This window comes from Hydrogenoanaerobacterium saccharovorans, assembly GCF_003814745.1.
Lineage (GTDB): Bacteria > Bacillota > Clostridia > Oscillospirales > Ruminococcaceae > Hydrogenoanaerobacterium > Hydrogenoanaerobacterium saccharovorans.
Genome location: NZ_RKRD01000001.1, coordinates 1,080,946 through 1,103,493, shown reverse-complemented (window position 1 = coordinate 1,103,493; position 22,548 = coordinate 1,080,946). Strand labels below are relative to the sequence as shown.

Here is a 22,548-nt window from a genome sequence, read left to right as displayed (position 1 = left end):
AGTGCCTTTTCTAAATCAAATTGCTTTTTCTATAATGGCATCGGGAACTTCTACTTTTTTGATATTTGCACCAAGCTCTCGCAGTTTTTCAATAATATTCTCATAACCACGCTCAATATGGTGGATTTCTTCAATCTCGGTGGTACCATGAGCCATTAAAGCTGCAATCAGCATCGCTGCACCGGCTCGCAAATCGGTTGCTTTTACCGGTGCTGCAGTTAATGATGCAACACCCTCTATGACAGCAACCTTGCCGTCAACTTGAATATTTGCGCCCATACGCCTTAGTTCATCCACATATTTAAAGCGGTTATCCCACACACCTTCGGTAACAATACTAGTACCGGATGCAACGGTCAGCAGCGTAGTCATTTGAGGCTGCATATCGGTTGGAAAACCAGGATGAGGCATGGTTTTAAGTGAAATTTTTTCAAGCGTACCTTTACGGCTGATACGTATAGAGTCGTCAAATTCTACTACACTGACGCCTGCTTTAATCAGCTTTGCAGATATCGATTCCAAATGCTTTGGTATCACATTTTTAATCAACACATCTCCACAGGTTGCAGCGGCCGCCACCATATAAGTGCCCGCTTCAATCTGGTCAGGAATAATCGAATAGGTTGTCCCTCTTAAAAAATCAACGCCATGAATTTTTATGACATCAGTACCCGCACCGCGGATATCGGCACCCATAGAGTTTAAAAAGTTTGCAAGGTCTACAATATGCGGCTCTTTTGCCACATTTTCAAGTATGGTAAGCCCTTTTGCTTTTACCGCCGCCAGCATAACATTAATAGTTGCCCCTACCGAAACAACATCAAAATAAATGTGTCCGCCCATCAGGCAATCGGTTCTGGCATCAATCATCCCATGATCTACCGACACGGTAGCGCCCAGAGACTCAAAGCCTTTAATGTGTTGGTCGATAGGCCGTACACCAAAGTCGCACCCTCCTGGCATAGATACCTCTGCTTTATTGTATTTGCCGAGAAGAGCACCGAGAAAATAATAGGATGCGCGCATATTGCGTGCCAGTTCATACGGTACTGTAGGGGAGATATTTTGAGTCGCATCAATTTCAACTGAGGAACCGTTAATTGGACGAATTTTCGCGCCCATTTCGCTTAAAATTTTAAAAAGAATAGAAACATCACTGATGCTTGGAATATTTTCAATGACACAGGGTTCATCCGCCAGAATTACAGCAGGAATAATGGCTACCGCTGCATTTTTCGCTCCGCTTATCTCAACCTCACCTTGTAAGCGTGCGCCGCCCTCAACGATAAATTTTTCCAACGCGGCACTCTCCTTATATATCATACTCAAATAAAAGTGAATAGTCATTGAAAAAGGCCGCGTTTACACCGCCTTTTTACGTTGTCTATAAAATGTTTAACAGTAATATTATATCACCTTTTACCCCAAATTAAAAGCGAGCACCAACGATATTTATTGGCTGCTGAATTTGGTTTGTTTTGTCGAAAAAAATAACGAAAAAACGCATAGTAAAGCCAAAAGCGATTATATTACCTTAAAACCTTACACAGTATATCACGGGTACACAAATTTGGCAAGATGCACAATTAAATTTTCCCCAAATTGTAATATATTTGTGAAAATTAAGGAAACCCCCATTTCATCAAATGAGGGTTTCTTAACCATGAATTTAGTACGGGCTTCGGTAACCGATATACTTTCTTGCGTCTTGATATTTACCGTTTTGCCTAATTTCAAAATGCAAATGGTTACCACTGGCATTACCGGTACGGCCTACAGCAGCAATTGTTTGTCCTTGCTGTACATTTTGACCTACACTAACATAAAGTGCACTATTATGCGCATACAACGTTGTCACACCGTTGCCATGATCAATAATAATGTGTTTACCATAACCGTAACGGTTTGATTTAACTGTTACTACTCTGCCGCCCATAGAAGCTACCACCGGTGCGCCGCTGTTCGCAGCAATATCGGTACCGGTATGGTTGTAATAACCCCAAATCGGGCAAGAAATGTAGTTTTTGCCGGAGGAATAAACCGGCCAGATAAACCCGCCTGTAGATTTTCCGTTGCCGGATGCCTTTGGAACATAGGTACCCACAGATATAACCTCTGTACGCGGTTCAGCAATTTTTGTTTCTTTTACGATGTTTTTTTCTACCGCAACTCCGTCGATATAGGTGATATCCGCAACAATCTCCATAACTCCGTTTTTGCCGTTGGTGGTAACTTGTTCTACACCTTTCAGGATTTTAACATTATCCACACGCTCGGTTTTGTACGGAATATCTTCTTGGTAGGTTTCGCGACGGGTAGCTTTTATTTTCATCATAGGCACAGAACGCGATACCAAAAGCTGTTTACCCGGCAAGAAATTATCCGAAAGATTGGGGTTCATTGCAGTAAGCTCTTTGAGAGGAACACCGGTCTTGTCCGCAATGAGCGACGGAGAGTCTCCCACTACTACCGTATAATAACTTTCTCCCGAAACATTGCCTTTCAGCATGCTTTCGATGGTTTGTATGTCTTTCAACGATTTTGCAGGATACAACCCGTCTTTGAGTTCCACCTTATTGACAAATTGAATCTTCTCGTTTTCGCTCTCTGTTTTATAGTGGTCGAGCATTTCATTCAAAGAATCAAGCACCAATTCAGGATTGGTTGAAGCACCTTTAAAATCACCTTCAACATACAAACCGCTTGCCTGCGTTATCTCACTGCCGCTTGCTTTAATAATACGGTCAGTTAAATCATCTTCTTTTGTAAGTTGATCTTCTGTTACTACTGCAAGTGTATACTGGGGCATTGCCACAATGGGCGAATATTCATTTTTTGATTCTGCTTGTTGTGCATCCGCATTTACATAGTTTGCAAGAACTTTTTTATTGCTCTTAAACAATGTACTGGGGGGTACAGTTTCTTCATATACAATACGTTTTCTTACTTCTTTTTCTGCATTTTCAAAAACGGATTCATTGCTGATATAGCCAATGTTCTCGCCGCTGTAGTTGACTGAAAGTGCAAAAGTTAAGCTGCTAAAATGCTGGATGGTAACGATAAGTACCATGATTGCAGCAACAGGCGCAACATAATTTAAGATACTGCCAATAACATGCAAATTTAGGCAGATAACTTCCCATACAATACGCAAAACTTCTGCAGCAGCCTTCGATTTGCCAAATGTCTTTGCTTTTTGAATGCGCTCGCCGTATTGCACAAATTTAGACCGAGTGGTGATAATAGGCATAACAACATCGCGTAAAATTTCTTTTAAATGCCGCGAAACAGCAGAAAAATGTTTTTTTCTTTTTATTGTTACTTTATCACTAAAACGGTACAACCATATTTCCATACGGCGATTGAAACGACGTTCGTATCGAACAATCTGTGCGCCGGTATAATAAGCTAATCTATATAATTTATCGAGAATAAAATCGAATATTTCAAGAAGTTCCGGTGTGGAAAGTCTGCCTTTTTTATTTGGTTTTTGGGGAGCTGGATATTTTCGACTTTTCCGCTCCTTACCTTTCTTTAAAGGCATGGCATCGGCTCCTTTCAATTAATACTTTCTTTCAGCCTTTCTGCAACACAGCAAAAAAAGCAATTCAAGAATTTATGGCTATCGTTTACTATACACCAAAACGACGTTTTTTTCAAGGTTATTCATAGAAATGTTACGAGGTGGTAACGCAGTTAAATTTAGCTAAAACATTATCCTATTGTTTTATATATTATTATGGACCGTATTTACAAAGAAAAAACAAGCTGCCTGCCAAACGGCAGGCAACTTGTTTCACTAAAGCAGGCAATAAATCTTATAAAACTTTTGCAAGAAAATCTTTAAGGCGCGGGTTTTGGGGGTTGGCAAAAAATTCTTGCGGGTTGTTTTGTTCCATGATGACACCCTCATCCATAAACAGTACGCGGGTTGCAACCTCACGCGCAAAACCCATTTCGTGGGTGACAACCACCATTGTCATACCCTCTTTGGCAAGTTCTTTCATCAGTTCAAGCACCTCGCCCACCATTTCTGGGTCCAGTGCAGAGGTAGGTTCGTCAAACAGCATCACTTCGGGGTTCATGGCAAGTGCACGAACAATGGCAATACGTTGCTTTTGCCCGCCAGACAGCATATTCGGGTAACTGTCTGCTTTATCGGCAAGGCCGATACGCTCCAGCAAACGCATGGCATTTACGTCTGCCTGCTCTTGATTTTGCAGCCCTAATTTGACCGGGGCAAGCGTAATATTCTTTTTCACGGTAAGATGCGGAAACAGATTAAAATGCTGGAAAACCATACCCATTTTTTGGCGAAGTTTATCAATATCGGTTTTAGGATCGGTAATCTTATTGTTTTCAAACCAAATCTCGCCCTGCGAAGGCTGTTCTAAAAGGTTAAGGCAACGCAAAAAAGTGGATTTGCCCGAGCCGGACGGACCGATAACGACAACCTTTTCGCCTTTTTCGATGGTAGTATCAACGCCTTTTAATACCTGATTGCTACCGAAATTTTTGTAAAGTCCTTTAACGGTTATCACTTTGCGCCAGCCTCCTTTCAAGAATACTGATCAGCTTGCTTAATCCCAGTGTGAGTACAAGATAAATACAAGCGGCGAACATCAGTGGGAAGAAATAATTGTAGGTTCTGGATGCTACAATATCGGATGCTTTTGTAACATCGCGGATGCCGATATAGCCCGCAACAGAGGTCTCTTTAATGAGCATAACAAATTCGTTACCCAAAGACGGAAGTATGTTTTTGATTGCCTGCGGCAGGATGATAAGCCGCATAGTTTGTGTACGATTGAGCCCAAGTGAGCGCCCTGCTTCCATTTGACCTTTGTCGATCGACTCAATGCCGCCGCGAACAATTTCGGACACATATGCGCCGGAGTTGATACCAAAAGCCAAACCGCCCACCACTATACTAGAGATGTTTGACGAGCGGAAGACGATATAATAAATAATCATCAACTGCAGCACAACAGGGGTGCCGCGGATAAGGTTAACATAAAGGTTGCATATAATTTCTGCCCAACGCAGCCTTTTATTTGCTTTTGCACTGTTTTTGATGAGCGCAATCAAAATACCAATGCTAACACCAATGAAAGTAGCAATCAAAGCCATTGCTATGGTTGCTTTCAACCCGTTCCAAAAAAACAAATAGCGTTGATCTGCAATAATGTTTTTATAAAAATCGTTTCCTATTTTTTGTATAAATTCCATTTCCCGCATCCTTCCGTAAAACTACACAAGACAGCAAAGCATAAATGCCTTGCTGCCTTTGTAGATATAATAAAGACAAAATTTATTTGGATGTGTGATTGAGTGTAAACTCTTCGATTTTGCCCTCGTCCATTAGCTTTTGCAAAATTGTATTGACTTGGTCAAGCAGTGCTTTGTTACCTTTTTTAACAGCCATACCGTATTTATCGGTGAAGAGTTCTTTTTCTAAAATAACCAGCTCCGAATTTGCTTTCACAAGTTCTTGAGCAGGAAGTGCATCCATTACGATACAATCTGCTTTGCCCGATTTTACATCTTCGGCTGCAGCAAGGTATTTTTTTTGCTGAATGATCGTGCTGTCAGGGTATTCATCGGTAACCACAATATCAGCAACCGTGCCAAGCTGCACAGCTATTTTTTTACCTTTGATATCCTCTGGGTTTTTAATTGCAGTGTTATCTTTTTTAACAACAATAACCTGTTTGGAGGTTGCATACTCGATGGTGAAATCTACTTCTTCCAAACGTTCGGGAGTAATCGACATACCAGCAGCGCCGATGTCTGCTTTGCCCGCGTTGATTTCAGGAATAATGGAATCGAATGCAATGTCTTTAACGACCAATTCTTTGCCCATAGCGGCTGCGATTTCTTTTGCAATGTCAACGTCTACGCCCACAACATCCTGCCCCTCGTAGTACTCGTATGGTGCAAATCCTGCTTCAGTCACCATAATCAGCTTACCTTCTTCAACAGTGGCAGGGGACGCAGAAGATGATTCTGTGGATGTAGCATCGGTAGAACCTGCAGGTGCTGCAGAAGATTCTCCGCCTTTTTTAGTGCAGCCCGCAAATACTGTAACAGCCAGCATAGCAGCTAGCATAATTGCAATTGCCTTTTTCATTATAATACCTCCAACAATGTGTAAAAATCATTTTTAATATTTGAACTGCTTTTTATTATACACGCAATTTACATAAAAGCAAGAGGTTTTTGCAAATTTATTCACTATTGTTTTGTTTTTATTCATATTGCCTGTATATTCTTGCACTCTCAAGGGCTTTTTGCATATCTTCGGGCAATGCTGCCGTTGCATCAACGAGTTTACCGCTGATAGGGCTTGTAAAAATCATACGTGAACAGTGGAGTGCCTGACGTTTAATAATCGAGGTATCCCCTCCATACATATCATCTCCCGCAAGAGGATGCCCAATACAAGCCATATGCACCCTAATTTGGTGCGTACGCCCCGTTTCAAGCTTGAGGCGAATCAGGCTGTAACCTTCTCCTTCAGCAAGCAACTCGTAATGTGTAACCGCAGGCTGCCCATTTATATCTATTTGCCGTTTGGTGTAAATATCATTGATACGGCTGATTGGTGCATCTACCATACCGGTTTTTTGTGCGGGAACACCATGGACAACGGCTAAATACTCTTTTTGTGCAGCATTTTTCAGCAGAGCCGCTGCGTGTTGGTTTTTTGCAAGCAGAACTAACCCAGATGTATTTTTGTCAAGCCGATTGATACACCGAAATGTAAGCGACAGATTATGCTCGCAACAATACGCCGCAAACACGTTGGCAAGGGTATCGTTTTGTACACGGCGCGACTGATGACAGTTCATGTCGGCAGGCTTGTTGTAAATTAGCACGTCTTCATCGTCGTACACAATCGGCACTGCAATATCCGAAACTTCGCTGTTGTTTTTATTGGGGGGCATCGTAACGGAAAGGACATCCCCCGCCTTGACATGGTCAATGGTACGCGCATGCACACCGTTTAGCTCAATTCCCTCCGAGATATGCTTGAGTGAGGTGATAAGACGATAACTGAGGTGCTGCTCTTTGCGCAGATAATCATAGATTTTCATCCCGTCAAACTGCGGCTCTATCAAAAATGAAATTGTTCTGGACATGGTACACAACCTTTGTTTTGTTTAGGTTTTATATTTTTAAGCCAATATAAAAAAGCGACGGATGCACCGTCGCTTTTTATTATATCAAAATTTTAGTGGTTTGCAATCTTAACCTTTGCATACCTCATCCATCCAACTATGGGTGTCGGGCAGCTTGCCATACTGAATGCCCGTCAGGTTATCGTACAGTTTTTGAGATATCGTGCCGATTTTTCCATCGTTAAATGTCATAACGTAGTCTCCCACCTTCAGTTCGCCGATTGGTGAGATAACAGCAGCCGTACCGGTGCCGAATGCTTCCTTCACTTTGCCTGCTTGATATGCGTCTTCAAGCTCCTGCACAGACAGCCTGCGTTCAGATACCTTGTAGCCCCAGCCTCTCAGCATCTCAATCGAAGATTTTCTTGTAATGCCGGGCAAAATGGAGCCTACCAACTCGGGGGTAACAATTTCGTCATCAATCACAAAGAACACATTCATTGCGCCGACTTCTTCAATGTATTTGTGTTCGATGCCGTCTGTCCACAGAACTTGAGAATAGCCCTGCTCATGTGCAATTTCTTGCGCTTTTAAACCCGATGCATAGTTACCGCCGCATTTTGCAGCGCCTGTGCCGCCTTTTACTGCACGGACAAATTGAGTTTCGATGTAAATTTTAACAGGATTGAGCCCACTCTTGTAATAAGGACCTGACGGAGAAAGAACAACCACGTAAAGATATTTAGAAGATGGCTTTACACCCAGTTTCGGCTCGGTTGCAATAATGAAAGGACGGATGTAAAGAGATGCACCGCTGGTATGGGGCACCCAATCTTTTTCAATTTCAATCAGCTTTTCAAGACCTTCGAGCAGCAGCTTCTCATCTACAGCGGGAATCTGCAAGCGGTCGTTGGATTGATTGAGACGCTTAAAGTTCTCCCACGGGCGGAACATGAGGATACGGTTATCTTCGGTACGGTAAGCCTTCATGCCCTCAAATACGGTTTGGCCATAATGCAGGCACATAGCAGAAGGGTCCATAGGGATTGGTCCGTAAGGCACGATACGAGGGTCATGCCAACCTTTGCCTTCTGTATAATCCATGAGAAACATATGGTCGGTAAAAATTTCGCCAAAGCCTAATTTTCCTTCATCTGTCGGCTTTGTTTTTAGTGTTTTAGCAAGTTCCACTTGAATATTGCTCATATTAGTCACAACCTTATATTATATTTCATTGTCATTTAAACTCATTACTCAACATTTTAGCACTTTACTGTGTGAACGTCAAGTACAGAGAGTACAAGAAAAGGGCGCTGTACGCGCCCCTTTTGCAGCAAACTGCTGTTGCATTTTCATTTATTTTATGTGCATTAATTAGGAATTGCAGGTTTAGTAAGCAACGCCTTGTGCAATCATAGCTGCAGCTACTTTTAAGAAGCCTGCAATATTTGCACCTGCCATAATATTATCATTCAAACCAAACTCTTTTGCAGCATCGTAAGATGCATGGAATATATTCTTCATGATGCCTTTGAGTTTTTCGTCAACCTCATCAAAACTCCAAGAATAGCGCATGGAGTTTTGGCTCATTTCAAGGCCGGAAACAGCAACGCCGCCTGCGTTGGATGCTTTGCCGGGAGCATAAAGAACACCATTGCTGTGAAACGCGTTGATTGCTTCGGGAGTGCAAGGCATATTGGCACCTTCTGCAACTGCTATCACGCCATTTGCAATCAGTTTGTTTGCAGATTCGCCGTCAAGCTCATTTTGTGTAGCACATGGCAATGCAACATCGCATTTTACTCCCCAAATGCCGGCGCAGCCTTCATGGTACTCTGCACCTGCAACACGTTTTGCATACTCGCTGATACGTGCTCTCTCAACCTCTTTGATTTGTTTCATCACATCTAGGTCGATACCGTTTGCATCAAAAACATAGCCGTCGGAATCGCTCATTGCAACAACCTTGCCGCCCAGTTCGGTTGCTTTTTCGGTTGCATAAATTGCAACGTTACCCGAACCGGAAACAACAATGGTTTTGCCCTTTATGCTGTCGTTTTTCATACAGTTGAGCATCTCTTCGGTAAAATAAAGCAAACCGTAGCCGGTTGCTTCGGTTCTTGCGAGTGAGCCGCCAAATGTTAGCCCTTTACCGGTAAGAACGCCCGTAAACTCATTGCGCAAACGTTTGTATTGGCCAAACATATAGCCTACTTCGCGCGCACCAACGCCGATATCGCCTGCCGGTACGTCGGTATCTGGGCCGATATGTTTTGCAAGCTCTGTCATAAAACTCTGGCAAAAGCGCATAATCTCATTATCCGATTTGCCTTTGGGGTTAAAGTCAGAACCACCTTTACCACCGCCCATAGGCAGAGTTGTCAGGCTGTTTTTAAAGGTTTGCTCAAAACCCAAAAATTTAATAATTGAAAGATTGACTGAAGGGTGAAAGCGGCAGCCGCCTTTGTATGGACCGATTGCAGAGTTGAACTGCACGCGATATCCGCGGTTTACCTGTACCTTTCCGTTATCGTCCACCCACGATACACGGAACATAATCATTCTTTCAGGTTCAACCATTCTGTCAATAACGCCTTTTTCAACGATGTCGGGGCGTTTTTCTACTACAGGTTCAAAGCTTTCGAGAACCTCGCCGACTGCTTGTAAAAACTCAGGCTCGTGCGGATTTCTTTTACAAACGCTGTCATATACGCCTTGTAAGTAGGCACTTTTAAATTGCATGGAAATTCCCTCCTAATCTAATATCTGAATGTAATTATATCTTTTTTTATAAAAAAACGCAATAGACATATGCAACTTTCATGCTCATTCATTTCAAATTTTGTCCTTATCACTGATAGTATCTGCTTTGATATATTATGTTTTGCAAGTTTTGCATATAATCATTTCAAAATTAGCAACGATTTACAGCAAGAAAGCGAAGTTTTAATAATTATTAGACAACAGATACATAATATGTTATAATAAGGCGTTGATATCCATATTATTATACTATTGGGGGTATTAAAACATGTTTTGCAGAAATTGCGGTGCAGAGTTATTACAAAATGCCAATATTTGTACACAATGCGGTGTACCCGCAGGGCAAGGCAGACATTTTTGCCCCAACTGTGATGCACCAACCGATGAGTTGGCGGTAGTTTGCATAAAATGCGGCTGCTCGCTGAAGCACTACTATAACTCCTATACTGTAAACGGAGTTCAGGTACAAAGAAAATCAAAACTGGCAGCCGGCCTGTTGGGTATTTTTGTAGGTGCATTTGGTATACACAACTTTTACCTGGGATACACCGACCGCGGAATTGTTCAGCTTTTATTGGGTACCGTCGGCAGCCTTGCCTGCGGAATAGGCCCTGTGGTATCGGCTGTTTGGGGGTTGGTTGAGGGTATCCAAATACTAACCGGCAGTATTAATACCGATGCAAACGGTGTACCCCTCGGCGATTAATTTGCAAAAACTAAATATAGTTAAAACTGCGAGCAAGCAAGACGGCAGCGTGCGTTATCGAAAGGTAACGTATGAGGAAAGTCCGGGCTCCTCAGGGCAAGAATAGCTGCTAACGGCAGCCGGAGGCGACTCTAGGGAAAGTGCAACAGAGATATACCGCCGCGTAAGCGGTAAGGGTGGAAAGGCGAGGTAAGAGCTCACCGGCGCACAGGAGACTGTGCGGCCATGTAAACCCTATTCGGAGCAACACCGTGTAAAGAGGACGAATACGCAGCCCTGCGCGTCCTTGATAGAGGTGGCTGGAGGTGGTTGGCGACGACCATCGTAGATAGATTGCTGTCAAATACAGAACCCGGCTTAAATGCTTGGTCGCATTTTTATAAACAACAAAAAGCTGTTCCGCTAAGCGGAACAGCTTTTTAATTTTGGTGAATTCTATTTTTGTTTCATCAGGCAACACCACGAAAACCTTTTCCGATAATTTCGCTGGTGTTTGTTATAAGTATAAATGCTTTTGCATCTACCGAACGAACATAATGACGTAATTGTACAGCTTGTGCACGGTGCACCGCACAAATAATAACCGTTTTATTCTCATGAGTAAATACACCGTTTGCATCCATACTGGTGGCACCTCGATGAAGGTTTTTCACAATAAAATTGCTAATTTCTTCTGGTTTGGATGTAATAATGGTAAAATATTTGCACAGGTTAATACTCTCTATGACTGAATCGACAACCAAAGCTTTTAGGGCAAGACCAAGGAACGAAAACAACCCTATTTTTATACCAAACACTGAGCCTGCAGCAACGGTAATCAAAAAATCGCTGAGAAGTAAAGCTCGTCCGATATTGATAGCGGTGTATTTTTTTAGTATCATCGCAATTACATCAGTACCGCCTGTAGAAGCATCGATATTGAACAAAATAGCCGAACCGATAGCAGGCAGCATAACGGCAAATACAAGTTCGAGCATTGGCTCATCGGTAAAAGGGTGATTCATGGGGAAAATACGTTCCAGCACCCAAATCTCGGCTGAAAGCATAAAACTAGCATACGCTGTTTTTATACCAAAACCTTTACCAAATACAGCGAAGCCCAACAACATCAACAGCATGTTTAAAATGAATACGAAAGTTCCCGGTGAATAATTTTTGATAAGATCCCCCAAAATAACCGATATGCCACTGACACCGCCAATAGAAAACTTATTTGGAAATTTGAAAAAATAAACACCTACGGCGACTATGAATATACCTAAATTGAGCATCCAAAATTCTTTTGATTTTAACTTTTTCATGCTTGCGTTAACGCTCCTTTAGCGAATAAAAATAGGAAACAGATTCTGTAAAAAATCCATTCCCTATTATACATGGTTATTTAGATTGCCGCAAGCCAAACGCATGAATTAAATTGTATGGTAATCTCTTACAGAGCCCAAATTAGTTTTAAAATAAAAATAGAGATAACACCCGGAAGGCCCAAAAATACGGCCGTAAAAAGAGTACCCACATTCACCAGCAATCCAACACCTGTAAAATACGATGCATAATTGATGACTGCAAGCGACAACACACCCGGCACCGCAGTACCCAGCAGCGAACGCAGAGGTTTTCCGGTTCGTGCATAAATCGTAATCATGAATATCGCCAGCATAATACCGCATACCAAAAAAACAGCTTGTGTCGTAGTCATGTTGTCACTCCGTTTCTGCAGAAATTCCGCACATAGATTGTCTTTACTATTTTCGCTTTTTTGTTTTACACTTTGTGTAAGATGATTTACAGCGAGATTCGAATTCTGTCACTGGTGATGTTTTGCGCTTTCGCTTTTTTTATCAAAAATTCGTAACGTGCCATCAATCCTATCCGCTGATAAATAAGGCTGTCAATTAAATCGCTGTCACCTATCATATTATAACAAGAGTCGATGCTGTCTAATTGTCGGCGAAGCTCAATCAGCTCATCTTGCAGCTCTTTATGAGATGTATCCTGTTGCTCTTTTCCAAAAGCTTTAAGTTTGGCCAATAATTCTGTCATACCATAATCCGCCTTTCGTTTTATTCTATGCGGAAATGATTGACAGTTATACCGTAATTTATACGATTACAGCAATTTGTTTTAAAAAATGAGCGGTTTATTTTTTGCAAATGCGGCATATAATAGTGCTGTGAGAAACGGAAGAATTTAAAAAGGAGGCGATTGTCTTTGGGCGATTTTCAATCCATTATTGAGCGGTATTGCCCTGTTGTGGAGAAAAATGTGCCTGTAGAAATCTCCTATCAAAAAACGGGAACGAAATGCGAGAGCTGCCTGCGTAAACATTTATGTATGCAGGAGCACGGAACCTGCTTGGGTTTCAATCAGGAGAACTGAGCAAAACGGGCTGAATCTGATTAGACTCAGCCCGCTTTACTATTGTTCTTCAAATTTTTTTACAATCGCAATCAATTCATCGGGGGAACTGCATGCTCTCAATTCATTCAAGAAGCAATCCTTCATTAGTAATTCTGCTATTTGCTGTACAAAACGTACATGCCCGTCTTGATCGGGGCTGGCAAAAACCACCGCAACATCAACAGGGTCTTTATCACCTGCACCGAAATTCACCGGATTTTTTAATGTAATTACGCCGGCACATTCGCGGTTAACGCCGTACTCGGGGCGTGCATGCAGCAACACAAAACCTTTGGTAAGCACCATATAGGCACCCTCGGTTTGTACTGTTTGAACGATAGCATCTGCATAACGCTGATGAACTCCTCCGCAGCGAACCAACAACTCCCCTGCCAGCTTTGCCGCTTGCTGCCAGTCATCAGCTTCTGCGCCAAGCTGTATCTGCTGCGGATGAAGCAAGTGAGAAATCATATTCATTCTCCTTTATAAAAAGATGGTGCTATCAGCGTTTATCGTGGATTACTTTACCGTCTATCATAGTAAACACAACATTGTAATTGTCATCAATCGCAATAATATCTGCGGCTTTACCCTTTTCTAGGCTGCCTGTTTTAGAGAGAATCCCAAGCTGACGGGCAGGGTTTTCGGTTGCGTATAAGATAGCGGTTTCAAACGGTACGCCGACCAGTTGTACGGCATTTTTTACGCCGTTAATCAGTTTGAGCGTACTGCCTGCAAGTGCACCTTCTTCGGTGCGTGCAACACCGTTATTTACAATGGTAATCAATTCACCAAGGTAATATTTACCGTCCGGCATACCGCCTGCACACATACAGTCTGTAATAAGAATGACATCTTCAGGGTGCTTACAACGGGTTACAATTTCCATTGAGCGGGGATTTACATGAATCCCGTCGCAGATCATTTCGGCAGCAAAACCATCGGTTGTAAGCGCGGCACCCAAAATGCCAGGTTCGCGGTGGTGCAAAGGACGCATCGCGTTGTAAATGTGTATACAGGCACGCGCGCCAGCTTTGATTGCCGCCTGCGTCTCTTCATATGTAGCGTCAGAATGACCAATCGCTACTGTAACCCCTTGTTTGGTAAGATATTCTATTGCCTCGATTGCCCCTTGTTTTTCAGGTGCGATTGCAATAGTGCGTACATTGCCCCGCGCAGCCTCCAGTACCTCTTTGAGATGCTCAAGATTAATATCCACAATGAATTCTTCGGGGTGTGCACCTTTCATCTTTTTATTGATATAAGGACCTTCGAGAAAAATGCCCCCTATCTTTGCACCTTTTACGCCGCGGTCTTTACAATCGGCAACTGTTTTTACGGCATTTTTCGTGCGTTCAAGAGATGAAGTAACAGTGGTTGGATAAAACGTGGTGACACCCACCGAAGCGAGGTAATCACACATTCCGTCGATAGATTCTTCCTTACAATCCATCGTGTCAAAGCCATTGCCGCCATGCATATGCGTATCGATAAGCCCTGGGAGTACACGATATCCGGTTAGATCAATCAACTCACCACTCACCGACGCATCATCTGAAATGACATTTTTGATCGAAGCACCATCTACTGCAAGTACACCCGGCTGCAGCTTATGGTTAAAATAGATTTGGTCGCTTTTAATCGTATAGGACATTTCTATTACCTCCTTAACGGCAATTGCCGTATTTTATCAAATATAGGTTTGCACTAAAAATGAAAGCGCTTTTTTAACTCGTGCCGTGTTTTTCTCGGAGTAAAAATTACGATACCCAAGATGGTAAGCCCAGAATAAACCGCACCTACAATCGCCGTCCATGCAACTGTGTTTTTATTGAACAAAGAAATTACCGATACAACAATGCCGAGAACCGAAATACCAAGTTGATATAAAATATAATCGCGAAAACGTTTGGGGCGCAGCAAAATCACTGCACTCATAAGCCCTGCGGCAGAAATAAACACAAACGGAATAACATAATTCGTACTCCATTGGTAATAACCTGTAGCGGAATCTATTACAAAGGACAATAACGAAATACCGAAAATTTGAATTAAAGCCAGCAAACCGATATTGCGGCGGGATTTTTTTATAAAGCGGATACTGAGCCACAAATAAACGAGCCCAACTGCTACGATTGCCGACCAGTGCACCGTTTTCGAGGTTAAAATATCAATCAGTACGCAGGCGGTTACCACAACCACCGATAAAAAAATAAGCAGCTTGGTATACTTTTTGGTTTCCGGGATCACAGGCGTTGCCGGAAAATCCTGCTCAAAGTGCTCACCGCGCCGAACAAGCTCACTGTCGCAAAGGGGGCAGCAAAACAAATCGTTTTGTATGGTAACCTTACAGTTTTCACAATACTTCATCTTCATCCACCCTGTTGCTTACAATTTGTACATCCAATCCTTTATCCGATAGGAATCGAAAGAAATACCGTTCCACATCCTTGTCCTCCATGCCCGAAACAAAAGAAACCGTCATCTTATCGCCAAGCGAACATAGGCACACTTTAAAGCACTGCCGCTTGGTGATATTGTTGAGCGACTCAATACGCTCTATAAACGGCAATTGCTCAGCGGGGAGCTTAATCTGCCCCAGATTTGAAATCGTGCTGGTGTATCCTTTCTCCCCTTTGCTGTAAATTGCCCTAAGAAAAATATTTTTAAAAAACAGAGGAATAAAACGTATGGCGAGGTTGCGCTCGGCATTTACGTTATAGGCTATTCGCTCTGTAATATTTTCAATCTTCAATGCATCCTTCATCTGCTTAGAAATTTGCTGAAGAACCTCTTCAAACGTATAGTCGTGCTCGTAAAAGTTGACCGCTACGGTAATAAACGAGAAAAAGTTACGGATGGTGTTAGACTGAAAAAAGCCGCGCAGATTAATAGGTACCGAAAACACAATCGGTTTATTCTCGGCGTAATACTTATAATTGTTCTGATAAATCGAATACATCAGCAGTGACGTAAGATATACCGTAACAGTAACCCCTGCTGCTTTGGAGAGTGCAACCACTCCCATTGTAGGCAAAATACCTTGCGTCACATCAACACGGTCGCTAAAATAACGTGTCCCTTTCATCTGATATGCAGGATTTACTTTGGGCGCTTTGATATGCAAATTGCCTTTACGCAAACGAAGAAAGCTGTCTTCATCCAAAGCATGTTGAGAAAAACCTGTTTCTGCAATCAATTCATTTACGGTAATTGCATCGGGGTAACACTGCTTTAGATAAAAATAGACAATGGTTTTAAGCAATACAACCGCACCAGCACCGTCGGTGAGAGCGTGGAACATTTCAAGATTGATTTTTTTACCCAAATAAGTAACTCGAAACATAAAGCCGTTGTTCTGACTCTTGTCAATCCGGCGAAGAGGGTAAGTACTATCCTCTGTGACGACCGGAGGCTGAAAATTTGTCTCCCAATAGTACCAAAACATCCCTTTGCGCAGCTTGACGTTAAAGGTAGGTAATTCTGCTAAAGCTTTTTCAACCGCTGTGGTTAAGATAGAGGGGTCTATTATATCGGTAAGCTTGGCCGTAATGCGGAACACGCTTGAGTTGCTGGAACTGCGCACTGCAGGGAAAACCTTCGCCGCGTTATCCAATTTATGCCAATAATATTCTTCCCTTTGCTTGCTCATTGGGTATTCGTGCTCCTCTGCCGTTGTTTTTTACAGTATCTCAAACGAATAATATTTTCATATCTCTGGGATTATTATACTACATTTTTTGCTTAGTTAACAGCAACTGCTGTTTTATATTCTGAAAAGTGTTTTGCCTGCGGGAATGTGGGTTAGCACATCGTGATCTACAGCGATTTTACCGCCCACCAAAATAAAGTCAAAACCTTTTGCAAACCTGCGCGGTTCTTGGTAGGTTGCATCGGTGGATAGATTTTTGAGAGCAAATACGTTGATGTCGGCATCGCAGCCCTCGCGCAGAATCCCTTTGCCTTTGAGATGGTAGACGCTTGCGGGCAGTGCCGTCATTTTATGAATTGCCTGTTCGATGGTAAGCACAGGCGACTCACGCACATATTCAATCAGCACTTTGGGGAACGCTGCATACAGTCTTGGATGAGGTACACCGCCTGTGGGATACACAGAATCCGATATAACCGAAGTATATGGATAGCCCAGTATGGTTTTAATATCATCTTCTGACGTGATATAATCCACCATAGAAATTTTACATTGCTCTGATATCAGCATATCGTAAGCGCAGTCATAAGGGTCTTTCCCCTGCTCTGCCGCAATCTGCTCTACCGATTTGCCAATATACTTTTGATTTTCCGGCTGTGTAAGCGTGCTCATAACAATATTACCCCAGCCAACCATATTAACCAGATTTTCAAAGTAATCGGATGGTTTTTTGAGTATCTCAGTAAGTTCACGCCGCTTTTCGGGGTTACTGAGTGCTTTTACAATCCCCGCTGAGCCGCCCTCGAGAAACTGCGGAGGAAGAATTTGAATAAGCTGTGTGGAGCCCGCAGTGTAGGGATAGGCATCGCAGGTAATATCCATACCGCTTTGGCGGGCATTATCTAGTATTTCAAGCGCTTTGGTTACCCCATGCCCCCAATTGCGGCTGCCAATGCATTTAAGGTGGCTGATGTGTAGCGGAACACCGAGCCTGCGGGCAATTTCAATAACCTCATGCAAAGATTGATGAAACGTATCGCCCTCGCCGCGGATGTGGGTGACAAGCGGAACTTGAAAATCGCGCATTGGCTGTAAAACCTCAACAAAACCGTCGATATCATAGCAGTTTTCGGGTGCATATACGATGCCAAGGGTAACACCCAGTGCACCCGCTGCAAGCGAACTGTGCAAATAGTGGTGTGCCTGTGCAAGCTCGGTTGGGGTGAGCCTGCCCGTTTCGTAACCCTTTACCGAGGCTCGTACCGTTCCGTTGCCAATGAGCATACCTACGTTCAGCGGCAGCGGCTGTTTTTGCACCAAAGCAATATATTCTTCAAAATTTGTAAATTTTAACGAAGAGTCAACCTCGCCGATGACCGGCTGCAAAAAAGTAAAAATCTCATCGCGGTGTTCGGGTGGGCACGGCACCACAGAAAGCCCGCAGTTGCCGTTGATAATGGTGGTAAGCCCCTGACGAAGTTCAGGTTCGCCAAACTCCGAGGTAAAGAGGTTCACATCGGCGTGGCGGTGTATATCAATAAAACCAGGCGTAATCAGCCTGCCAGCGGCATCAATTATTTTTTGGGCATCCACAACAATATGCGGTGCAATTTGCGCAATCTTACCATCCTTTACAGCAACATCCGCACAATAGGCGGGGCTGCCGCTGCCGTCCACCACAGTTCCGTTCTGTATTAAAATATCGAACATAAAGCATACCCCCGTTATCTTAATCTGTCAGATCATCAAACCTGCCGCCAACATACGCGGCAAGTGCCTGCGGTGCGAGTTCTACCTGATAGCCGATTTTGCCCCCGCTTACAATGATGTTTTGCTGAGTTAACGCAGATGAATCGAACACTGTCATATATTGTTTTTTCATCCCAATGGGCGAACAGCCCCCGCGAATATAGCCTGTAATTTTGTTGATATCACTGACGTGAATCATTTCCACTGCTTTTTCTCCAACCGATTTGGCACATTTTTTAAGGTTTAGCTCTTTTGCAACGGGAATGACGAATACATAAAAATCTCTGCCCGTCCCCTTGGTTACCAGGGTTTTAAAAACGGCATCGGGGTTTTGCCCCATTTTTTTTGCAACACTTATCCCATCGATACACCCATCGCTATGGTCGTAGCTGTGGGGAGTATATGGGATTTTTTCTTTATCTAAAATACGCATTACATTTGTTTTGAAATCTGCCATGGTCATACCTCCAATATAAAATAATTATAGCACCAACAGTCAAGAAGTTCCAGATACAGGGCTATTGACATTTTAGCCATTTGATGATAAACTTTTTAAGTTTAAAAACTGCTTGTACGTCCTAAAATATAACTGAATGGAGAAAACATCGCTATGAGCGTTTGTAATATCTGCCCTCGTCATTGCAACATCGAGCGCCGCGAAACGCAAAACGGCAGCGGGCAGCTTGGTGTTTGCGGTATGGGGCGGTTGCCTGTGGTAGCGCGCGCGGGCATTCACCATTGGGAGGAACCTTGTATCAGTGGCACGCGCGGCAGCGGTACGGTATTTTTCAGCGGATGCAACTTGAAGTGTTGCTTTTGCCAGAATTATAAAATAAGCACACAGGGCTTTGGTAAAGAAATAACCGTAACACGTCTGCGCGAAATTTACTATGAGTTGATTGAAAAAGGTGTGCATAACATCAATTTGGTAAGCCCTACCCATTATATAGAGGCAGTTTCACAAAGCCTTTGTGAGCCGTTGCCTGTGCCGGTTGTTTACAACAGCAGTGGTTATGAGAGCGCAAATGCCCTCAAACAACTCGACGAAAAGGTGCAGATTTATCTGCCTGATTTTAAATATTCAGATAACGACTGTGCTGTTCGATACTCGAAAGCCGACCGTTATTACGAAACGGCTGCTGACGCAATATACGAAATGTACCGCCAGGTTGGCAGTTACCGCATAAACGATGAAGGTTTACTGCAAAGCGGTGTGGTCATTCGTCATATGATTTTACCGAACAATATTGAAAACACACTGGGTGTGATTGACTGGGTTGCAGACCATTTTAAAAATGGTGAAGTGCTGTTCAGCCTCATGTGCCAATATGTACCATGCGGCAAAGCGGCAGACTACCCTGAAATCAACCGCGTACTTACACCGGAAGAATACAAACGCGTAGAAGACTATTTGTTTTACAGCGGGATAGAAGACGGATTTTTGCAAGAACAAGAGGCTGCAAGCTGCGAGTTTATCCCCAATTTTGATTTGAGCGGCGTATAAAAAACCGGAGTGCAATTGTTCACTCCGGTTTTATTTAATGGTGTTAAGGGTTTTTCACAAGTATATGTAAATACTCCGTGGTCAGCTTATTTTTGTGCCTGCGGTTTTCATCACTATCCGCTTTAAAGCGCCGATAACTCTTTGTACGAACACTGTAACTGCCGTAGAGGCTCATGATTGCTTTAATTTGATCAAGCGGCATGAGCCCTTCGTTGTTGTAACTTAAAAATATGTAACGAAAATCAGCATTCGCAATTAACCGTTCAAATTCCATCAATACATGGCGTGATGAGCAAAAACGGCTTTTTTTCTGGTCGGTTCGAACTCCTGTTTTACCGCGGATAATGGGACTATCGCCCCGTGCGATGGTTTCGAGCATGTGGTAATTTGAACTGTATTGGCGCGCGTTGTAAGGGGGATCGAGATATAAGACATCGCCAGACAGCTTTGTTATAAGCTCGTTTGCATCGCAATTGTGCACCAGATAATTACCATTACCCTTTACAATAGGCATGGGGGTAAGCACAACTTTACGCAGAGCGGTCTTCTTTATCTTTTTTAAAAATGAACCGTAAACGGATGCGGTATTTGCATATTTATCAATGGATGTAAGTAAACTTGCAAGCAAAAAGAAATATTCGTCTTCGGTTATCTCTTTTTGCTGTCTCAATCGTTCGAGTGCAACGCGCATGCCGTCACACTTTGCTGCATTGTAATCAGAAAAATAGCAGCGAGGCGTACTGCTGTCCTGAGTACCGCCAAGAGAGTAGTTTTTATAGATAAAGCCCTCGGTGCATTCGGCAGAACTGAGCAGACTGCAAAGTTCGGCAGCACGTTTTTCTGTTAAGTTGTTGCCCCCCGCCACAAGATGGCGGCACAGTACATAGCTGTAATACATTAAATCGTTTGCAGTAACATTACATCCCAGTTCTTTGGCGGCTGCACTCACTGTGCCTGTACCCGCAAACAAATCTGCAAAATAAAGCTGCCTAGGCAAGCGCTTGTCGCCGTTTGATATTAAAGTATCTTGAATGGTATCTTTTAAAAAATCTATTAAAGAAAGCTTGGAGCCAATATAGTTCATAAAAACTCCTTGTACTGTGTTGTTTTTTAGTCATATAAATCTATTATACATCAAAGCATATTAAAAAGACAGCCTCTATTGAAAAGCCCGCTATTCAATGTTATAATTAGTGGCTGTTGTGCTTTTTTAAAACACAAGTACCTTATTATTTGTCCGAAAAGGAGTGTCAATTATATGGCAGCTGCTGTTATTGATAAAAAATTTTATACTGCAATTTATACAATTGCAATGCCGATTGCCTTGCAGAATATCATTTCGTTCAGTGTAAATCTGATGGATACAGTTATGCTGGGTAAATTGGGAGAGATCGCGCTTTCTGCATCTTCGCTTGCAAACCAGATGTTTTTTATTTTTAATGTAGTATGTTTTGGTGTAGCAAGCGGTGCAATTGTTTTGGCAAGCCAATACTGGGGCAAGCGCGATTCCGTTGCAATACAAAAAATTACGGGACTTGCAGTTAAAATCATCATTGGTTTTTCAGTGCTGTTCACAATCATAGTGGTAGCGTTCCCTACACAGATTATGAGCATATTTTCGCCTGACCGCGAGGTAATTGAGGCAGGAGCACGTTACTTGCGCGTAGTAGCGTTTTCATACACGACGGGCGGCATAAGCGCAACATTTTTAATGATACTGCGCAGTGTGGAAACGGTAAAAATCTCGGTTCTGATTTATTCGATTTCGTTCTGTGTGAATGTATTCTTTAACTACATATTCATCTTCGGTAAGTTTGGTGCACCCGTAATGGGTGTTACCGGGGCAGCGGTGGGCACGGTAATTGCACGTGTAACCGAGTGCATTGTGCTTGTGTTTTATCTCAAATTTTTTGAGAAGAAAATTCAATATAAACTGCGTACTTTGCTATCATTCGATAAAGATTTGATGCAGGATCTTATCCGCTATGGTATGCCGGTTATGATTAACGAATTTTTATGGGCGGTAGGTGTTTCGGTACATTCGGTGATTCTTGGGCATATCAGTGCATCGGTTGTTGCCGCAAACAGTATCTGTAACGTAGTGTATCAACTTGCAACCTCGTTTATATTTGGTGTAGGCAGTGCAACAGCAGTGATTACCGGGAACATCATCGGCTCAGGCGATATTCCCTATCTGCAAAGCTGTGTAAAAAAGTTTAAAAAGCTTTACTTTTTTCTTGGGGTTGCGTCGGCACTTCTTCTCATTCTATTGAAAAAGCCTGTACTATCCATCTATAATATCGAGCCCCAAACGCTTGATTTTGCGAACCAGTTAATGGTAGCTTACGCGTTTGCCATTTTCTTTATGGCTTATACTTGTCCCCTCATTACCGGAATTTTTCGCGGCTCGGGAGATACAAGATTTGCGGCGCTTGTGGATATAGGCTGCCTGTGGTGTGTAATACCAATCGGTGCTGTTGCAGCATTTGTATTTCATCTGCCGCCGCTCATTGTATTTGCATGTTTAAAGATGGATTATCCGCTAAAAACAATGTTTTGTCTGCTGCGGCTGCGCGGCACCAACTGGATTCGCTCTGTTACCCGATAAGAAAAGTTTTAAGGTCATCATCCACTGTAGATGATGACCTTATTTTTT

Annotated in this window: 22 protein-coding genes and 1 other RNA gene; 5 read left to right on the top strand and 18 right to left on the bottom strand. The window is 42.8% G+C overall.

What is annotated here, in order from left to right:
• Window positions 1-15: 15 nt before the first annotated feature.
• The 8 genes from EDD70_RS05115 to gdhA form a co-directional block, all read right to left on the bottom strand.
• The gene (locus EDD70_RS05115) at window positions 16-1,299 is read right to left on the bottom strand and encodes a UDP-N-acetylglucosamine 1-carboxyvinyltransferase (RefSeq protein WP_092752347.1); all 1,284 of its coding nucleotides are present in this window, start codon (window positions 1,297-1,299) and stop codon (window positions 16-18) included.
• 370 nt (window positions 1,300-1,669) lie between these two features.
• The gene (locus EDD70_RS05110; protein ID WP_092752349.1) at window positions 1,670-3,544 is read right to left on the bottom strand and encodes a peptidoglycan DD-metalloendopeptidase family protein; all 1,875 of its coding nucleotides are present in this window, start codon (window positions 3,542-3,544) and stop codon (window positions 1,670-1,672) included.
• 274 nt (window positions 3,545-3,818) lie between these two features.
• Window positions 3,819-4,541 (bottom strand): amino acid ABC transporter ATP-binding protein, encoded by a 723-nt coding sequence (locus EDD70_RS05105; protein WP_092752351.1) that lies wholly within the window; start codon window positions 4,539-4,541, stop codon window positions 3,819-3,821.
• Window positions 4,528-5,229 carry an amino acid ABC transporter permease gene (locus tag EDD70_RS05100; protein ID WP_092752353.1) on the bottom strand — a complete coding sequence of 234 codons (702 nt, stop codon included), beginning with the start codon at window positions 5,227-5,229 and terminating at the stop codon, window positions 4,528-4,530. Before EDD70_RS05100 ends, EDD70_RS05105 begins: the two co-directional genes overlap by 14 nt.
• Before the next feature lie 82 nt (window positions 5,230-5,311).
• Window positions 5,312-6,130, bottom strand: coding sequence for an ABC transporter substrate-binding protein (locus tag EDD70_RS05095; RefSeq protein ID WP_092752354.1), 819 nt, complete (start codon window positions 6,128-6,130; stop codon window positions 5,312-5,314).
• Between the two features lie 118 nt (window positions 6,131-6,248).
• Window positions 6,249-7,142, bottom strand: coding sequence for an RluA family pseudouridine synthase (locus EDD70_RS05090; RefSeq protein ID WP_092752356.1), 894 nt, complete (start codon window positions 7,140-7,142; stop codon window positions 6,249-6,251).
• A gap of 108 nt (window positions 7,143-7,250) precedes the next feature.
• A complete protein-coding gene (locus EDD70_RS05085) occupies window positions 7,251-8,327 on the bottom strand; it encodes a branched-chain amino acid aminotransferase (protein WP_092752358.1) in 1,077 nt (358 codons plus the stop codon).
• Window positions 8,328-8,510: 183 nt separating this feature from the next.
• Window positions 8,511-9,863, bottom strand: a complete 1,353-nt coding sequence (gdhA, locus tag EDD70_RS05080) for an NADP-specific glutamate dehydrogenase (protein WP_092752360.1) — start codon at window positions 9,861-9,863, stop codon at window positions 8,511-8,513.
• Window positions 9,864-10,152: 289 nt separating this feature from the next.
• On the opposite strand from gdhA, the gene EDD70_RS05075 reads away from it, so the two are divergent.
• Both EDD70_RS05075 and rnpB read left to right on the top strand, forming a co-directional pair.
• Window positions 10,153-10,590, top strand: coding sequence for a TM2 domain-containing protein (locus tag EDD70_RS05075; protein ID WP_092752362.1), 438 nt, complete (start codon window positions 10,153-10,155; stop codon window positions 10,588-10,590).
• A gap of 29 nt (window positions 10,591-10,619) precedes the next feature.
• Window positions 10,620-10,966: RNase P RNA component class A (gene rnpB / locus EDD70_RS05070), an RNA gene on the top strand.
• 73 nt (window positions 10,967-11,039) lie between these two features.
• Here the strand turns inward: rnpB and EDD70_RS05065 are convergent.
• The 3 genes from EDD70_RS05065 to EDD70_RS05055 form a co-directional block, all read right to left on the bottom strand.
• Window positions 11,040-11,891, bottom strand: coding sequence for a YitT family protein (locus EDD70_RS05065; protein ID WP_092752364.1), 852 nt, complete (start codon window positions 11,889-11,891; stop codon window positions 11,040-11,042).
• 128 nt (window positions 11,892-12,019) lie between these two features.
• Window positions 12,020-12,286 carry a pro-sigmaK processing inhibitor BofA family protein gene (locus EDD70_RS05060; RefSeq protein ID WP_092752366.1) on the bottom strand — a complete coding sequence of 89 codons (267 nt, stop codon included), beginning with the start codon at window positions 12,284-12,286 and terminating at the stop codon, window positions 12,020-12,022.
• 86 nt (window positions 12,287-12,372) lie between these two features.
• A complete protein-coding gene (locus EDD70_RS05055) occupies window positions 12,373-12,630 on the bottom strand; it encodes a DUF2508 family protein (protein ID WP_092752368.1) in 258 nt (85 codons plus the stop codon).
• Window positions 12,631-12,798: 168 nt separating this feature from the next.
• On the opposite strand from EDD70_RS05055, the gene EDD70_RS14895 reads away from it, so the two are divergent.
• Window positions 12,799-12,966: a hypothetical protein gene (locus tag EDD70_RS14895; RefSeq protein ID WP_162840809.1), complete on the top strand. Its 168-nt coding sequence runs from the start codon at window positions 12,799-12,801 to the stop codon at window positions 12,964-12,966.
• A gap of 39 nt (window positions 12,967-13,005) precedes the next feature.
• On the opposite strand, the gene EDD70_RS05050 is transcribed toward EDD70_RS14895, so the two are convergent.
• From EDD70_RS05050 to ybaK, 6 genes are all read right to left on the bottom strand, one after another.
• Window positions 13,006-13,458 (bottom strand): PTS sugar transporter subunit IIA, encoded by a 453-nt coding sequence (locus EDD70_RS05050; protein WP_162840810.1) that lies wholly within the window; start codon window positions 13,456-13,458, stop codon window positions 13,006-13,008.
• Between the two features lie 31 nt (window positions 13,459-13,489).
• Complete coding sequence (gene nagA / locus EDD70_RS05045) at window positions 13,490-14,641, bottom strand: N-acetylglucosamine-6-phosphate deacetylase (RefSeq protein WP_092752372.1); 1,152 nt, start codon at window positions 14,639-14,641, stop codon at window positions 13,490-13,492.
• Window positions 14,642-14,694: 53 nt separating this feature from the next.
• On the bottom strand, window positions 14,695-15,357 hold the full coding sequence (locus tag EDD70_RS05040; protein WP_092752374.1) for a DUF6320 domain-containing protein: 663 nt from the start codon (window positions 15,355-15,357) through the stop codon (window positions 14,695-14,697).
• Window positions 15,344-16,639 (bottom strand): hypothetical protein, encoded by a 1,296-nt coding sequence (locus EDD70_RS05035; RefSeq protein WP_092752376.1) that lies wholly within the window; start codon window positions 16,637-16,639, stop codon window positions 15,344-15,346. The genes EDD70_RS05040 and EDD70_RS05035 overlap by 14 nt, the downstream gene beginning before the upstream one ends.
• Window positions 16,640-16,753: 114 nt before the next feature.
• Window positions 16,754-18,349, bottom strand: coding sequence for an N-acyl-D-amino-acid deacylase family protein (locus EDD70_RS05030; protein WP_092752378.1), 1,596 nt, complete (start codon window positions 18,347-18,349; stop codon window positions 16,754-16,756).
• 19 nt (window positions 18,350-18,368) lie between these two features.
• Window positions 18,369-18,845, bottom strand: a complete 477-nt coding sequence (ybaK, locus tag EDD70_RS05025; RefSeq protein ID WP_092752380.1) for a Cys-tRNA(Pro) deacylase — start codon at window positions 18,843-18,845, stop codon at window positions 18,369-18,371.
• A 153-nt stretch (window positions 18,846-18,998) separates the two neighbouring features.
• Between ybaK and EDD70_RS05020 the strand changes: the two genes are divergently transcribed.
• Window positions 18,999-19,892 carry a radical SAM protein gene (locus EDD70_RS05020; protein ID WP_092752382.1) on the top strand — a complete coding sequence of 298 codons (894 nt, stop codon included), beginning with the start codon at window positions 18,999-19,001 and terminating at the stop codon, window positions 19,890-19,892.
• A gap of 43 nt (window positions 19,893-19,935) precedes the next feature.
• Here the strand turns inward: EDD70_RS05020 and EDD70_RS05015 are convergent, their stop codons facing one another.
• Window positions 19,936-20,976, bottom strand: coding sequence for a DNA adenine methylase (locus EDD70_RS05015; RefSeq protein ID WP_092752384.1), 1,041 nt, complete (start codon window positions 20,974-20,976; stop codon window positions 19,936-19,938).
• Between the two features lie 174 nt (window positions 20,977-21,150).
• Between EDD70_RS05015 and EDD70_RS05010 the strand changes: the two genes are divergently transcribed.
• A complete protein-coding gene (locus EDD70_RS05010) occupies window positions 21,151-22,500 on the top strand; it encodes an MATE family efflux transporter (RefSeq protein ID WP_205408582.1) in 1,350 nt (449 codons plus the stop codon).
• The last annotated feature ends 48 nt before the right edge of the window (window positions 22,501-22,548 follow it).

Coding starts and splice junctions, on each gene's coding strand:
- EDD70_RS05020 (WP_092752382.1), top strand. CDS start 18,999: ATGAGCGTTTGTAATATCTGCCCTCGTCATTGCAACATCGAGCGCCGC.
- EDD70_RS05055 (WP_092752368.1), bottom strand. CDS start 12,630: ATGACAGAATTATTGGCCAAACTTAAAGCTTTTGGAAAAGAGCAACAG.
- EDD70_RS05015 (WP_092752384.1), bottom strand. CDS start 20,976: ATGAACTATATTGGCTCCAAGCTTTCTTTAATAGATTTTTTAAAAGAT.
- EDD70_RS05065 (WP_092752364.1), bottom strand. CDS start 11,891: ATGAAAAAGTTAAAATCAAAAGAATTTTGGATGCTCAATTTAGGTATA.
- EDD70_RS05040 (WP_092752374.1), bottom strand. CDS start 15,357: ATGAAGTATTGTGAAAACTGTAAGGTTACCATACAAAACGATTTGTTT.
- EDD70_RS05085 (WP_092752358.1), bottom strand. CDS start 8,327: ATGAGCAATATTCAAGTGGAACTTGCTAAAACACTAAAAACAAAGCCG.
- EDD70_RS05075 (WP_092752362.1), top strand. CDS start 10,153: ATGTTTTGCAGAAATTGCGGTGCAGAGTTATTACAAAATGCCAATATT.
- EDD70_RS05110 (WP_092752349.1), bottom strand. CDS start 3,544: ATGCCTTTAAAGAAAGGTAAGGAGCGGAAAAGTCGAAAATATCCAGCT.
- EDD70_RS05060 (WP_092752366.1), bottom strand. CDS start 12,286: ATGACTACGACACAAGCTGTTTTTTTGGTATGCGGTATTATGCTGGCG.
- EDD70_RS05090 (WP_092752356.1), bottom strand. CDS start 7,142: ATGTCCAGAACAATTTCATTTTTGATAGAGCCGCAGTTTGACGGGATG.
- EDD70_RS05030 (WP_092752378.1), bottom strand. CDS start 18,349: ATGTTCGATATTTTAATACAGAACGGAACTGTGGTGGACGGCAGCGGC.
- EDD70_RS05035 (WP_092752376.1), bottom strand. CDS start 16,639: ATGAGCAAGCAAAGGGAAGAATATTATTGGCATAAATTGGATAACGCG.
- EDD70_RS05050 (WP_162840810.1), bottom strand. CDS start 13,458: ATGATTTCTCACTTGCTTCATCCGCAGCAGATACAGCTTGGCGCAGAA.
- nagA (WP_092752372.1), bottom strand. CDS start 14,641: ATGTCCTATACGATTAAAAGCGACCAAATCTATTTTAACCATAAGCTG.
- EDD70_RS05010 (WP_205408582.1), top strand. CDS start 21,151: ATGGCAGCTGCTGTTATTGATAAAAAATTTTATACTGCAATTTATACA.
- ybaK (WP_092752380.1), bottom strand. CDS start 18,845: ATGGCAGATTTCAAAACAAATGTAATGCGTATTTTAGATAAAGAAAAA.
- EDD70_RS05095 (WP_092752354.1), bottom strand. CDS start 6,130: ATGAAAAAGGCAATTGCAATTATGCTAGCTGCTATGCTGGCTGTTACA.
- EDD70_RS05100 (WP_092752353.1), bottom strand. CDS start 5,229: ATGGAATTTATACAAAAAATAGGAAACGATTTTTATAAAAACATTATT.
- gdhA (WP_092752360.1), bottom strand. CDS start 9,863: ATGCAATTTAAAAGTGCCTACTTACAAGGCGTATATGACAGCGTTTGT.